Annotated in this window: 10 protein-coding genes; 7 read left to right on the forward strand and 3 right to left on the reverse strand. The window is 72.9% G+C overall.

Annotated features, from left to right (window positions below; genetic code table 11):
- The first annotated feature begins 35 nt into the window (after nt 1-35).
- Nucleotides 36-1,580 (forward strand): PH domain-containing protein, encoded by a 1,545-nt coding sequence (locus ABZ793_RS19570; RefSeq protein ID WP_357459059.1) that lies wholly within the window; start codon nt 36-38, stop codon nt 1,578-1,580.
- 127 nt (nt 1,581-1,707) lie between these two features.
- Here the strand turns inward: ABZ793_RS19570 and ABZ793_RS19575 are convergent, their stop codons facing one another.
- On the reverse strand, nt 1,708-2,739 hold the full coding sequence (locus tag ABZ793_RS19575; RefSeq protein ID WP_357459023.1) for a phosphatase PAP2 family protein: 1,032 nt from the start codon (nt 2,737-2,739) through the stop codon (nt 1,708-1,710).
- Nucleotides 2,740-2,933: 194 nt separating this feature from the next.
- Between ABZ793_RS19575 and ABZ793_RS19580 the strand changes: the two genes are divergently transcribed.
- Both ABZ793_RS19580 and ABZ793_RS19585 read left to right on the forward strand, forming a co-directional pair.
- The gene (locus ABZ793_RS19580; protein WP_357459025.1) at nt 2,934-3,338 is read left to right on the forward strand and encodes a hotdog domain-containing protein; all 405 of its coding nucleotides are present in this window, start codon (nt 2,934-2,936) and stop codon (nt 3,336-3,338) included.
- Entirely contained in the window at nt 3,335-4,165 is an 831-nt protein-coding gene (locus ABZ793_RS19585) for an MBL fold metallo-hydrolase (RefSeq protein ID WP_357459027.1), read from the forward strand. The genes ABZ793_RS19580 and ABZ793_RS19585 overlap by 4 nt, the downstream gene beginning before the upstream one ends.
- Before the next feature lie 104 nt (nt 4,166-4,269).
- On the opposite strand, the gene ABZ793_RS19590 is transcribed toward ABZ793_RS19585, so the two are convergent.
- A complete protein-coding gene (locus ABZ793_RS19590; RefSeq protein WP_357459029.1) occupies nt 4,270-5,205 on the reverse strand; it encodes a PfkB family carbohydrate kinase in 936 nt (311 codons plus the stop codon).
- Nucleotides 5,206-5,269: 64 nt separating this feature from the next.
- On the opposite strand from ABZ793_RS19590, the gene ABZ793_RS19595 reads away from it, so the two are divergent.
- Nucleotides 5,270-5,644: a nuclear transport factor 2 family protein gene (locus tag ABZ793_RS19595; RefSeq protein ID WP_357459031.1), complete on the forward strand. Its 375-nt coding sequence runs from the start codon at nt 5,270-5,272 to the stop codon at nt 5,642-5,644.
- A gap of 164 nt (nt 5,645-5,808) precedes the next feature.
- Here the strand turns inward: ABZ793_RS19595 and asnB are convergent, their stop codons facing one another.
- The gene (gene asnB / locus ABZ793_RS19600) at nt 5,809-7,770 is read right to left on the reverse strand and encodes an asparagine synthase (glutamine-hydrolyzing) (protein WP_350711425.1); all 1,962 of its coding nucleotides are present in this window, start codon (nt 7,768-7,770) and stop codon (nt 5,809-5,811) included.
- A 245-nt stretch (nt 7,771-8,015) separates the two neighbouring features.
- Between asnB and ABZ793_RS19605 the strand changes: the two genes are divergently transcribed.
- The 3 genes from ABZ793_RS19605 (at nt 8,016) to ABZ793_RS19615 (ending at nt 13,498) form a co-directional block, all read left to right on the forward strand.
- Nucleotides 8,016-9,497, forward strand: a complete 1,482-nt coding sequence (locus ABZ793_RS19605) for an aminopeptidase P family protein (protein ID WP_357459033.1) — start codon at nt 8,016-8,018, stop codon at nt 9,495-9,497.
- Nucleotides 9,498-9,794: 297 nt separating this feature from the next.
- The gene (locus ABZ793_RS19610) at nt 9,795-11,477 is read left to right on the forward strand and encodes a right-handed parallel beta-helix repeat-containing protein (RefSeq protein WP_357459035.1); all 1,683 of its coding nucleotides are present in this window, start codon (nt 9,795-9,797) and stop codon (nt 11,475-11,477) included.
- A 362-nt stretch (nt 11,478-11,839) separates the two neighbouring features.
- On the forward strand, nt 11,840-13,498 hold the full coding sequence (locus tag ABZ793_RS19615; protein WP_357459037.1) for a hypothetical protein: 1,659 nt from the start codon (nt 11,840-11,842) through the stop codon (nt 13,496-13,498).
- Nucleotides 13,499-13,625: the final 127 nt, after the last annotated feature.

Consider the following 13,625-nt stretch of genomic DNA (forward strand, 5'->3'; position numbering starts at 1 on the left):
CGACCCGGGTGGAGCCCGGCCTCCGGCCGGCGGCGATGCCGCCCGCCGCGCAGGGCCCTGCCGCGGCACCCGGACCGGCGCCGCACGGCCCGCACCCGCCCGCCGGCCCCGCGCCGGACACCCCGCACGGACTCGCGGGCCCGCCGGCCGGGTCGGGCACGGTGCCGGCGCCGGACGCCCCGCCCCCACCGCCCGGCCCACCGGCGCCTCCCCCGGTCGCCGGACCGGTGCCGGGTGGTACGGCGCCGGAGCACGCCGAGCCCCGGCAGCGGCTGCACCCGCTCAGTCCCGCGCTGCACGGGGCCAAGTCGCTGGTCGTGGTGATCGCCGGCCTGTCCTGGTCGACCCTCTCCCGGGTCGGCTTCGGCTGGTTCGCCCTGATGGCGGTCGTGCTGGCCCTGGGCGCCACCGTGCTCGCGGTCGTCAGCTGGTACCACACCGGCTACCACGTGGTCGGCCGTGAACTTCGGGTGCACGAGGGGCTCCTCTGGCGGCGCACCCGGGCGATCCCGCTGGAGCGGCTCCAGGCCGTCGAGGTGGTCCGCCCGCTGCTCGCCCAGCTCACCGGCCTGGCCGAGCTGCGGCTGGAGGTGGTCGGCGGCGGCAAGACCGAGGCGCCGCTGGCGTACCTGAGCGTCGCCGACGCGACCGCGCTGCGTCGGCGGCTGCTCGCCCTCGCCGGGCGGGCGGCCGCCGGCGGGCCCGCGCCGGCGCCGGCCGGGGCGACGGCGGCGACCGGGGCGGTCCCGGCCGAGGCGCCCGCGCCGCCCGGCCGGCCGCTGCACACCGTCGCGAACAAGGACCTGCTGGTCAGCCAGCTGCTGACCCCGCAGGCGTTCATGATCCCGTTCGGCGTGGCGTTCGTGCTGGCGCAGTTCCTCTCCGAGGATTCGTGGTCGTTCATCGCGGTGGCGAGCACCCTCACCGCCATGGCCGGCGTGCTGCTGCAACCGGTGCGCCGGGTGCTCGACGACTGGAACTTCCGGCTCGCCCGGGACGAGGGCACGCTGCGGATCCGCAACGGGCTGCTGGAGACCCGCGCCCAGACGGTTCCGCTGGACCGGGTGCAGACCGTCGGGGCGACCTGGCCGCTGCTGTGGCGGGTCAAGGGGTGGCTGCGGCTGCGCCTGGAGGTGGCCGGCTACTCCGCCGGCGAGAGCGACGACCGCAACCGTCCGGACCGCCTGCTCCCCGTGGGCGACCTGCCGACCGGCGAGGCGATCGTGGCCGAGGTGCTGGCCGGGGTGCGCCTGACCACGCTGCCGTTGACCCCGCCGCCGGAGCGGGCCCGCTGGCTCAACCCGCTGAGCCGGGGCGTGCTCGGCGCCGGCCTCGACGCCCGGGTCTTCGCGGTCCGGTCCGGCCTGCTCACGCGGCAGGTGGCGCTCGTGCCGTACGCCCGGATCCAGAGCGTGCGGGTGGTGCAGGGGCCGGCGCAGCGGCGGCTGCGGCTGGCGACGGTGCACGCCGACACGGCCGGCGGCGCCGGCGCGGCCGCGCGGGACCGGGACCTGGCCGAGGCGTGGGCCCTGGCGGCGGAGCTGACGGCCCGGGCGCGCGCCGCCCGGCAGGCCGGCTGACCGCTTCCCGCGTCGGCGCTCAGCCGCCCGGCCGACCGCTGCATCGGTCGCCGCGCGGGTCCGTGGTCACCCGACCGGCCGACCGCGCACGGATCGCGGGCCGCCCCGCCGCCCGCGGGGTCGGCGCTCAGCGCGTCGCCGGCACCGCCGGCGGCTCGGCGGACGCGGGCGGGTCGGTCGGCTCGGGGTCGTCCTCCGCCACGGCCCGGCGGGCCCGGCGCGCCGCCCACCAGCGCTCCGCCAGGCCGACCACCAGGAAGGTCATCCCGACGTACGCCCAGCCGACCAGCACGTCGATGACGTAGTGCTCGCCGCTGTAGACCAGGGTGAAGGTCATCGCCAGCGGGTACGCCAACAGCAGCGGCCACCAGCGGCGGCGGGTCTGCCGGAGGAAGAACAGCACCACGAACAGGGCGAACGCGGTGTGCAGCGACGGCATGGCGGCCACCGGGTTGGAGGCGATCTGCCCGGCGTTGAGCAGGTTGCCGGCGCCGTGCATGCCGAATGCCTTCCAGCCCCGGGTGGAGATCCGGGCGACCTCCTCCAGCAGCCCGTTCTGCGCCGCCCACCAGGGCGGGGCAGCCGGGTAGAGGAAGTAGGTGACCAGGCCGGTGGCGAACAGGAAGCCCCAGCGACGCATGAACGCCGCCCAGCGCCCCCGGTCGCGCAGCCAGAGCACCGCCGCGGCGGCCAGCGCCACCACGAAGTGGGAGAAGTAGACCCAGCTGACCAGGACGTCCCACCAGTGCACCTCGGGCCGGTAGAGGTGCTGCTGGAGCCAGACCGTCGGCACCTCGCCACCGGTCGCCCAGCCGAACATGACCCGGTCGGCGACGATCAGCTCGTACGCGTGCGGGGTCGCGCCGTTGTCGGCGAAGCCGCGGGAGAGGTTGTAGACGGCGAGCAGCAGCACCACCGGCACCCAGTCCCGGGCGAAGCGCAGGTGGCTGCGCCACGGCCGGCTGCTGTTCCAGGCGACCGTCGCCGCCCAGATCCAGAGGAACGCGTACGCCGGGTCGGTCGGCAGGCCGATGCCGAGCCAGCCGGCGACGAAGGCGACCCCCCAGACGGTCATCGCGACCACGCGACGACGCCCGCCGTCGGGCGAGGCGGGCGGGCCGGTCCGGGCGGGGGGCTGGGGGTCGGTCGCGACAGACATCGCGGTCAAGGTTAACGGCGCGGACGGCATCGACCGACGCCGACCACCCGCCGCGCCGCCAGGGGCGCGGCGGGTGGTCGGCCGGTGGTGGACGGCGCCCGAACCTCGGACCGGCTCTCCCGCCGGAGCCGGCGAACCAGTCGGCGCGGCACGGACGCCCGCCGGCCCCGGCCCGCCTCGTCTAGGCTTTGGCCATGCACGAGCAGCCGGAGCCCGCCCTGACGCCGGGCCTGACCGCCCGGGTGGAGCTGACCGTCGCCGACACCGACACCGCCCAGGCGGTGGGCTCCGGGGACGTGCCGGTGCTGGGCACACCCCGGGTGCTCGCCCTCGCCGAGGCGGCCACGGTGGCGGCCACCGCCCCCCGGATGCCCAGCGGGTCGACGACGGTCGGCACCCGCGTGGAGCTCGACCACCGCTCGGCCACCCCGGTGGGGCGGACGGTGGTGGCGCAGGCCCGGCTGGCCGCGGTCGAGGGGCGACGGCTGCACTTCGAGGTGAGCGTGCGCGACGGCGACGAGACGGTCGCCGAGGGCCGGGTGGAGCGGTTGCTGGTCGACCGGCAGCGCTTCGTGGAACGCGCGGCCCGGTCGTCGTGACCGGCCGCTTCGTGCAGGTCGCCGACGGGGTGCACGTGCTGCGCGAGCCGCTGCTGCACGTCAACGTCACGCTGGTCGTCGGCGACGGGGCCGCGCTGCTGGTCGACACGCTCTCCACCGCCGGGCAGGCCGCCGAGTTGGCCGCCGCCGCCCGGGCGGTCACCACCCACCCGTGGACCGTGGTCAACACCCACCACCATTTCGACCACTGTTTCGGCAACGCCACCCTCGCCGCCGACCCACCCCGCCCGGTGTACGCGCACGAGGTGGCCGCCGAGGCGATGCGCGAGGAGGCGGACCGGCTGCGCCGGGAGGCGTACGCGGAGATGCGCGACGAGCACCCCGCGCTGGCCGAGGAACTGGCCGGCACCGAGCTGCTGGCGCCGACGCACACCGTCCACGGCGAGACCGTCCTCGACGTGGGCGGCCGGCGGGTCGTGCTGCGCCACCCCGGTCGCGGGCACACCGCCGGTGACCTGGTGGTGCAGGTGCCGGACGCCGACGTGCTGGTCGCCGGGGACCTGGTGGAGCAGAGCGGGCCGCCCGCCTTCGAGGAGTCCTACCCGTTGCAGTGGCCGGACACGGTGGCCGAGCTGCTCCGGATGACCACCCCGGCCACCGTCGTCGTGCCGGGGCACGGCGACCCGGTGGACGCCGCGTTCGTCCGCGCGCAGCACGAGCAGCTCGTCGAGCTGGCCTGGCTCATCCGCGCCGGGCACACCGGCGGCGCCCCGCCTGAGCGCATCGCCGCCGAGGCGCCCTTCGGCGCCCGTCCCGCCCTGCACGCCGCCCGCCGCGGCTACGCCGAACTAGACGGCACCGCCTGACCCCCTCCCCCGCACCCGCTGATCTTGCGGCTGTCGCCCGGCAGCGGCATATCTCCCAGATCGCGGGCACGAAGTGCAAGAGCGCGGAGAAGGGGTGGGGTGGGTCAGCGGGCGAACCGGTCGAGGACCTCGGCGCGGGTGGGCATGGCGGTCGCGCCGCCGGGCGACTCGCAGACCAGACCGGCGACCCGCAGCGCGAAGGCCACCCGCTCGTGCCAGCCCGCCGGAACGGTGGGCTCGCCGTCGACCAGCAGGTCCGCGACGAGCGCGCCCATCACCGCGTCACCGGCGCCGGTGGCGTCCACCGCCTCGACCTTCGGCGCGGGTACGCGTACCGGATCGGCGCCGGCCGCGGCGACCACCGCGCCGGCGGCGCCCAGGGTGACCACGGCGGTCCCGGCGCCCAACTCCCGCAGGTACGCCGCCACCCCCTCCTCTGGCTCACCCGGATAGAGCAGCTTGGCGTCGGCGGCGCTCAGCTTGACCAGGTGGGCGCCGGCGGCGAACTCGGCCACGACCTCGCGCAGCCCGGCCAGCGCCGCGGGCCCGTCGAGCAGCCGGTGGCGGACGTTGGGGTCGAAGACCCGCAGGCTGCCGGCCAGCGCCCAGGCCCGGCGCGCCGCGGCCAGCACCGGCGGCTGGAGCAGCACGATCGAGCCGCAGTAGAGGACGTCGGCGCCCGCGACCAGGTCGGCGTCGAGGTCGTCGGGGCCGAGCAGGCCGTAGGAGGGCGGCTGGCCGTAGAAACGGAAGTCGGGCTCCGGGCCGGCGAAGGTGGCCACCGCCAGCGCGGTCGGGACGGGGACGGTGACCGCGCCGGCCAGCCCGACGCCGACGCCGCTCAGGAAGCCGCGGATCCGCCCGGCCAGGACGTCGTCGCCGAGCGACCCGACGAACTGCACCGCGCCGCCGAGCCGGGCGACGGCGACCGCCACGTTCAGCGGCCCACCGCCGACGGCCTGCCGGTAGACCGGTGCCCCGTCGCACTCGGTGTCGAGCAGGTCGACCAGTGCCTCGCCGAGCACCACCGCGTATCCCATCTCCGGCCTCCGTCCGTGCCCGCGCCGACCGCATTTCGTCGCACCAGGCTGGCACAGTAGCGCCATGACGAGCGCCGAAGTCACCGTATTGGCCTACTGGGCGGCGCTGGAGGCGAGGGACTGGGACACCTTCGGCGGGCTGCTCGCCGACGATGTCGTCTACCACCTGCCGCAGACCCGGGAGCGGATCGTCGGCCGGGAATCGTTCGTGCGCTTCAACCGGGAGTACCTCGACGGCTGGCACCTCGCGGTGACCCGGGCGGTCGCCTCCGGCCGGCACGCCGCCACGTGGATCACCTGCGCCTACGAGGGCGCGGAGCTTCCCGCCACGAGCTTCTTCGACTTCGACGACGCCGGTCTCGTCCGCGAGGTCACGGAGTTCTGGCCGGAGGCCTACGAGCCGCCGCCCGGCCGCGAGCACCTCGCCGAGCGTTACTGACACCCGGAGAAGGGCTGTCGCGCGTCATCCCGCTGGGTCGGCGCACGCCGGTAGTGATCAAGAGGTTTGCGTCGTCCGGGAACGCTTCCGGCGACGCAAACCCCTTGATCCACACTGGCGGGAGCGGGCTGCGACGCGGACCGGGGCCGCCCGAGGCGCCCGGGTCAGCGGACCATGGAGCCGACCACGGGCTTGGTGAGCAGGGCGGACTGGTTGCGCTGGATGCCCGGGTCGAGGGTCTTGGCGACGAAGATCGCGTGCCAGATGCAGAAGATCAGCACCGTCCACACCTTGCGGGAGTGGTCGGCCTCCTCCCGCTTGTGCTCCTCGAGCAGCCGCATCGCGTACGACAGGTCGATCAGCTCGCCCGCGCCGGAGTTGGACAGCACCCAGCGGGCCCACTCGTACATCTCGCCGCGCAGCCAGACCCGGGTGGGGGTCGGGAAGCCGAGCTTCTTGCGGTTGACGATGGCCGGCGGCACCACGCCCTGGAGGGCCTGGCGCATCGCGTACTTGGTGGCGTCGGAGCGGGGCGGCAGCTTGAGGTCGACCGGGATCCGCGACGCCACGTCGAAGACCTCCCGGTCCAGGAACGGCACCCGCACCTCCAGCGAGTGGGCCATCGAGATCCGGTCGGCCTTGACGAGGATGTCGCCGCGCAGCCAGGTGTAGAGGTCGACGTACTGCATCTTGGTCACGTCGTCGAGCTCGGTGCACTCCGCGTAGATCGGCGCGGTGACGTCGGTGTAGCGGACGGAGGGGTCGTAGCGGCGCAGCAGGTGCTGCTTCTCCTCCTCGGTGAACATCCGGGCGTTGCCGTAGTAGCGCTCCTCGATCGGGGTGGTGCCGCGCTCCAGGAAGCTCTTGCCCTTGACGCCCTGCGGGATCGCCTTGGAGACGGCCCGCAGCCCCTTCTGCACCCCGCCGGGCAGCCCGTTGACCGAACTCAGCGACAGCGGCTCGCGGTAGATGGTGTACCCGCCGAAGAACTCGTCGGCGCCCTCGCCGGAGAGCACCACGGTGACGTGCTCGGCGGCCTTCTTGGCCACGAAGTAGAGGGGCACCAGCGCCGGGTCGGCCACCGGGTCGTCCAGGTGCCAGACGATCTTCGGCAGCGCATCGATCATGTCCTGCGGCCCGATCTTCGTCGGGATGGTGGTCACGTCGAGGTGCCGGGCCGAGTCCTGGGCGACGTCGATCTCCGAGTAGCCCGGGACGTCGTAGCCGACGGTGAAGGTGAGGATGTTCGGGTTGAACTCGCGGGCCAGGGCCACCACGGCGGTCGAGTCGATGCCGCTGGAGAGGAACGAGCCGACTGGCACGTCGGAGCGCATGTGCATCCGGACGCTCTCCCGCAGCGTCTCCCGGATCTCGTGGTAGAGCCGCTGCTCGTCGGCGACCGGGGTGGGCCGGAACACCGGCCTGTACCACCGCCGCACGTCGATCCGTCCGCCCGGGGTCCAGGTGAGGTACTCGCCCGAGCCGATCCGGTTGATCCCCTTGTGCAGGGTGCCGGGCTCGGGCACGTACTGCAGCGTCAGGTAGTGGCTGAGGTTCGCGGTGTCGATGCCGGCGTCGCCCTGGTAGCTGGAGTGCGCGAAGGGCAGCAGCGCCTTCTTCTCCGAGGCGAGGTAGAGGCCGTCGGCGGTCTCCAGGTAGTGCATCGGCTTGATGCCGAAGTAGTCCCGGCCGCCGAACGCGCGCCGCTCCTGCCGGTCCCAGATGACGAAGGCGAACATGCCCCGCAGCCGGGTGAGCACCTGCTCGCCCCAGTAGTGGTAGCCGGCGACGATCACCTCGCCGTCACCGGCGGTGGCGAACTGGGCGCCGAAGTTCCGGATCAGCTCCTCGCGCAGCTCGATGTAGTTGTAGATCTCGCCGTTGAACGTGAGCAGGTAGCGCCCGCCCGCGTAGGGCAGCGGCTCGTGGCTGGAGGCCACGTCGATGATCGCCAGCCGCTTGTGCGCGAACACCCCGTCCGCGTACCGGCCGGAGGCGTCGCCGACCACCTCGACACCGGTCTCGTCCGGTCCGCGGTGGTGCAGGCATTCCAACGCCCCGGCGATGTTGTCGCGGTGGGCGGCGGCGTCGCCGCGCGCGCTGAAGAAGGCCAGGAGTCCGCACATGGTGGTCATCTTTCCACGCGTCCCGGGCGGGCGTCGCGGCACCGCAGGCTCTCCCGCGCTCCGGGCGGGCACCCGGCGGCGGGCGGGCCGACACGCAGGCCCGGCAGCCCACGGGCGTGGGCCTACCGGGACGGCCGGGCCGACACGCAGGCCCGGCAGCCCACGGGCGTGGGCCTACCGGGACGGCCGGGCCGACACGGCGCGGGGTACCGTCAGGACCAGCAACGACGCGGAGGGAGCGGAGCATGACCGAGGAACGCACCGACAACAAGCCGGCGGACGGCACCGAGTCGCACGACCCGGAGTTTCCGGAGGCGTTCCTGACGTTCATGCGGCAGGGCTGGCACGACACCACGCTGCCGGTCGGCCCGCGGCCGGAGGTGCCGAACTACGCCAAGCGCCGGGCCGCGCTCTCGGCGGCCTTCCCGGGCGAGACCCTGGTGATCCCGACCGGTGGCGAGAAGGTACGCGCCAACGACACCACCTACCCGTTCCGGCCGGGCAGCGACTTCGCGTACCTGACGGGCGACCACGATCCGGACAGCGTGCTCGTGCTGCGGCCGAACGGGTCCGGCCACGACGCCACGCTGTACATGCGTCCCCGGTCGTCCCGGGAGAACGACGAGTTCTTCCGCAGCCGGCACGGCGAGCTGTGGGTCGGTCGGCGGCACACGCTGACGGAGAAGTCGACCGAGCTGGGCCTGCCGACCGCCGACCTGACCGAGCTGGACGCGGCGCTGGCCGACCTGGCGCCGGGGCGTACCCGCGTGCTGCGCGGCTTCGACGCGCGGGTGGACGCGGCCGTGCGCCCGTACGACGGCCCGCGCGCGGAGGGCCAGCCGGCGCGCGACTGGGAGCTGGCGGTCACGATCGCGGAGCACAAGCTGGTCAAGGACGAGTGGGAGATCGCCCAGCTCCAGGACGCGATCGACGCCACCGTGCGGGGCTTCGAGGACGTGGCCCGGGTGCTGCCGGCGGACCGGGGCGTCTCCGAGCGCCTGCTGGAGGGGGTCTTCGCCCTGCGCGCCCGGCACGACGGCAACGACGTCGGCTACGGCTCGATCGTCGGCGCGGGCGAGCACGCGACGATCCTGCACTGGGTGCACAACAACGGCGCCACCCGCCCGGGTGAGCTGCTGCTGATGGACATGGGCGTGGAGAACCGCAACCTCTACACCGCCGACGTGACGCGGGTGCTGCCGGTCAACGGCCGGTTCACCCCGTTGCAGCGCCAGGTCTACGACGTCGTGCACACCGCGCAGCAGGCCGGCATCGACGTGATCAAGCCGGGGGTCAGGTTCCGCGACGTGCACCTGACCTGCATGCGGGCCCTCACCGAGGGCCTGGCCGACCTGGGCCTGCTCCCGGTGAGTGTGGACGAGGCGATGGACGAGAAGTCGACGATCTACCGACGCTGGACGCTGCACGGTTTCGGCCACATGCTCGGCATCGACGTGCACGACTGCTCCGACGCCCGCAAGGAGAAGTACCGGGACGGCGTCCTGGGCGAGGGCTACGTGCTCACCGTCGAGCCGGGGCTCTACTTCCAGCCGGAGGACGATCTGGTCCCCGAGGAGTTGCGGGGCATCGGCGTGCGGATCGAGGACGACATCCTGGTCACCGCCACCGGCGCGGTCAACCTCTCCGCCGGGCTGCCGCGCCGGGCCGACGAGGTGGAGACCTGGCTGGCCGAGCAGCGCGAGGCGGGGCCGCGCCTGCCGGGCTGATCCGAGCGTACGACCACACGACGGGCCCCGCCCGCCGGCACGCGACGTTTCGACGTCGCTGTGCCGGTGGGCGGGGCCCGTCAGTCTTTGCCCTAGTCAGAGCCCAATTCACCCGGCCACCCGGTTGTCCCCGTTCCCTGCCGGATCCGAGGCGAATGTGGGCTTTTTTCAGATACGTCCTTGTCGTGAGGATCCTTCTCATACGGTGGTCATCAGAGGCTGCAACCTATTTGTAGCTGGTCGCGCCGCTTCGGGCGGTGCGGCCCCCTTGGTAGCAGGAAAGGGCGGAAGGCTCTGATGTCCGATGACGTAACGACACCTGACGGTGGCCCGCCCGCGGGCACACCGACGCGGGGGCGGCGCAAGCTCTGGGTTGCCGCCGGCGTGGCCGGGCTGACCGGCGTCGTCGGCCTGGCGGCGCTGGGTGGCCTGGCCTCCAGGGACGACAAGTCCGGCGACACCGACCGGCTCTCCGACGCGCGGTCGACGGCACCCAGGCAGAACGTCAGCGACGCCGGCAAGGCCGACGAGGCCGGCGGCGAGAAGACCGGCCAGGGCGAGAACGACTGGAGCGGCCAGGGTGACCGGAAACAGGGCAACCGGAAGCACGACGACCGGGAGAAGGAGGTGCCCTGCGACACCGACAAGCTCATCCAGGCGATCACGGACGCCAACAAGAACCACGGCGCGACGCTGAAGCTCGCCGAGCACTGCACCTACGAGCTGACGCGCAGCGAGCACGGCAACGGCCTGCCGGTGATCAAGCAACCGATCGTCCTCAAGGGCGACGACACCAAGATCGTCCGGGCGGCCGACACCGAGCGCTTCCGGATCCTGAACGTCGGCAGCAGTGGCCACCTGACGCTGAAGAACGTGACCATCAAGGGCGGACAGACCGTCGCCCGCAAGACGGCCCCGCCGCCACCGCCCGTGGCGACGTTCGGGCTGTCGGGCTCGACCACTGCCGCCGCGGCCCCGGCCCGACCGGCCATGGCGGCACCCACGCCGTCGGCAGCCGCACCGGGGACGCCGGCCACTCTCGCCGAGCCGGCCACGGCGGAGGTGCAGCCCGACGGCACGGCGACGGCCGCGCCCGGGGTGGTCAGCGCCGACGGGGCGGGCCTCCTCGTCCAGCGCGGCGGCCATGCCGACATCGAGCACAGCACGTTCACGCAGAACCAGGCGGGCGGCAACGGCGGGGGGATCGCCAACTTCGGCACCACGAACATCCGCCGCACCTCGGTGGAGAACAACAGCGCCGACGGCTTCGGCGGCGGCATCTTCAACGTCGGGGTGCTGCGGGTCGAGGAGTCGAAGGTGACGTACAACAGCGCCGGGCTGGGCGGCGGCGGCATCGCCAACGGCACGAGTGCGAGCGGCAACACGGCCGGCGGCGGCACCGTCTGGGTGTGGAAGAGCACCATCAGCCACAACCGGACCGCCGGCCTCGGCGGGGGCGTCTTCGACAACGACGGCGAGACCACGATCACGCAGAGCTACATCACCGACAACATCGGCCGCAGGGACGTCGGTGGCGTGATCGCCCTCCACGACAGCAGGCTGGGCCTGGAGCACGTCGTGGTGGCGAACAACCACACCGAGGGCGAAGGCGGCGGCGTCGGGGTCGGCAGGGACTCCCACGCCGTGATCGAGTACAGCGTGATCAAGGAGAACGTCGCCGAGGGGTTTGGTGGCGGTGGCGTCTACACCGACGACCTCGGCACCACCGTCCTGCGGGACACCGAGGTCGTGGCGAACCAGGCGGTCAGCCCGGGCGCGGTGGGCGGCGGCATCGTGAACGACTTCGGCACGACGAGACTGGTCGGGACGAAGGTGGCGCACAACGTCGCCACCGAGCCGCCGGGCGGCATCTGGACCAACAACAACCGCGTCTTCATCGACCGGAAGTCGGCCGTCACCGACAACCGGCCGACGAACTGCCAGGGCAGCCCGGTCATCCCGGACCGCTGCTTCGGCTGAGCACCGGACAGCACCACCACATAGAGAGGGCTCCTCCGCGTCGCTCCGGCGGCCCGGAGGAGCCCTCGCCATCCACCTGGGTCCTCTTGACCGTTCCCGCGCCGATCTGGGCGGTCTGCGTCGACTACGCACCGTAGCCGATTGCCTCACCTACCGGCACCAGTGCGACCGATCGGCCCGCCCGGGCCGTCCACACCGCGCAGGAGGGGACCGTACCGAATGTGGGGTTCTTTCGGATATGCCGTCGAGGTGAGGAAGATTCTCATACTGTCGTTTCGGGAGCTACAACCGATTTGTAGCAGGGGACGCTCGCCTGTGGCGTCGCGACCCTGTCTGGTACTAGGAGAGGGCAGAGAGCTCCGATGTCCAACTACCTAACGAACAACGACTCCGAGCGGCCGGCGGCGCAGAAGCGTCGCCGCAAGCTCTGGCTCGCCAGCGGTGTGGCCGGGTTGACCGGCGTGGTCAGCATTGCCGCCGTGGGTGTGGCCACCGGCGCCGGCGCCGTCGGCGCGGACGCCCTGAACTGGTCCACCGCCCAGGTCACCAAGGACGGCGACCACGGTCGCGAAGGCGACCGGGGCCGCGAAGGCGACCGGGGCCGCGAAGGCGACCGGGGCCACGAGGGCAAGGAGGACCGGGACCGGCACGACAAGGACCGCGGGAAGGAGGTGCCCTGCGACTCGGACAAGCTGATCCAGGCGATCATTTTCGCCAACAACAACCACGGCGGCGAGTTCAAGCTCGCCAAGGACTGCACCTACAAGCTGACCCGCTCGGACAACCACGGCAACGGCCTGCCCGTGATCAAGGAGAAGATCACGCTCAAGGGCCACAACACCAAGATCGAGCGGGACGCCACCGCCGAGCAGTTCCGGATCTTCAACGTCGGCAGCGGCGGCGACCTGACGCTCAAGGGCCTGACCCTCAAGAACGGCCAGACCGTCGAGCGCAAGAAGGAGCCGCGGATGACGGCGGAGGCGGTGTGGTCGCGGTACGCCAACTCCGTCGAGGCCGCCGCCGCGGCCCAGGCCGGCAAGCCGTACCTGGAGCTGCTCCAGGCCGCGCCCAAGGGCGCGGCGGCGGCGAACGCCGAGGCCGCCCCGGGCGCCGAGGTCTCCGCCGAGGAGAAGCAGAAGAAGAAGCAGACGCACGACGGGGCCGGCATCCTGGTGCAGCCGGGCGGTAAGGCCGACCTCGAGAAGACCCACGTCGTGGGCAACCAGTCGGGCGGCAACGGTGGCGGCATCGCCAACTACGGCAAGACCAACCTGCGCCACACGACCGTCGAGGACAACACCGCCTTCCTCTTCGGCGGTGGCATCTTCAACGCCGGCCTGCTCCGGGTCGAAGAGTCCAAGGTGACGCACAACCAGGCCATCATCGGCGGCGGTGGCATCGCCAACGGCGCCCCGGAGTTGCACCGGCACGACGACATCGACGGCGGCACCGTCTGGGTCGACAAGAGCGAGATCAGCCGCAACGAGACGCTCGGCTTCGGCGGCGGCCTGCTCGACATCGAGGGCGACACCACCGTCAAGGACTCCAAGATCACCGACAACTTCGCGGGGGTCGCGGGTGGCGGTATCGCGACGGCTGAGAGCCAGCTCGACCTGAAGCACGTCCTGGTCGCCAAGAACACCACCGTCGGCGTGGGCGGCGGCCTCGCGCTCGCCTTCGGCACCAACGCCACGATCGAGAAGAGCGAGATCGCGGAGAACGTCGCCGGGTTCTTCGGTGGCGGCGTGTTCAACCTGTTCAGCCAGGTCACGTTCCGCGACAGTGCGATCGTCCGGAACCGGGCCGTCGGCCCGATCGGCGTCGCCGGCGGCATCTTCAACGTCCGCGGCCAGGTCACCCTGCACGACACGAAGGTGGCGGACAACTTCTCCACCTTGAAGCCGGGTGGCGTCTTCAACTACCAGGGCGACGTCGACGTGGACGACAAGTCGGCGATCAGGGGCAACAAGCCGACCAACTGCGAGGGCAGCCCCACTCCGGTGGAGAACTGCTTCGGCTGATCACCCTCGGGTGACGTGCGGCCGGCGCCACCGGCACCGGCCCTCGACGGCGGGCTCCAGCCCGACGGCGGGCTCCAGCCCGACGGCGGGCTCCAGCCCGACGGCGGGCTCCGGCCCGACGGCTGGC

The sequence above is a fragment of the Micromonospora sp. NPDC047465 genome, assembly GCF_040643125.1.
In the GTDB taxonomy this organism is placed as follows: domain Bacteria; phylum Actinomycetota; class Actinomycetes; order Mycobacteriales; family Micromonosporaceae; genus Micromonospora.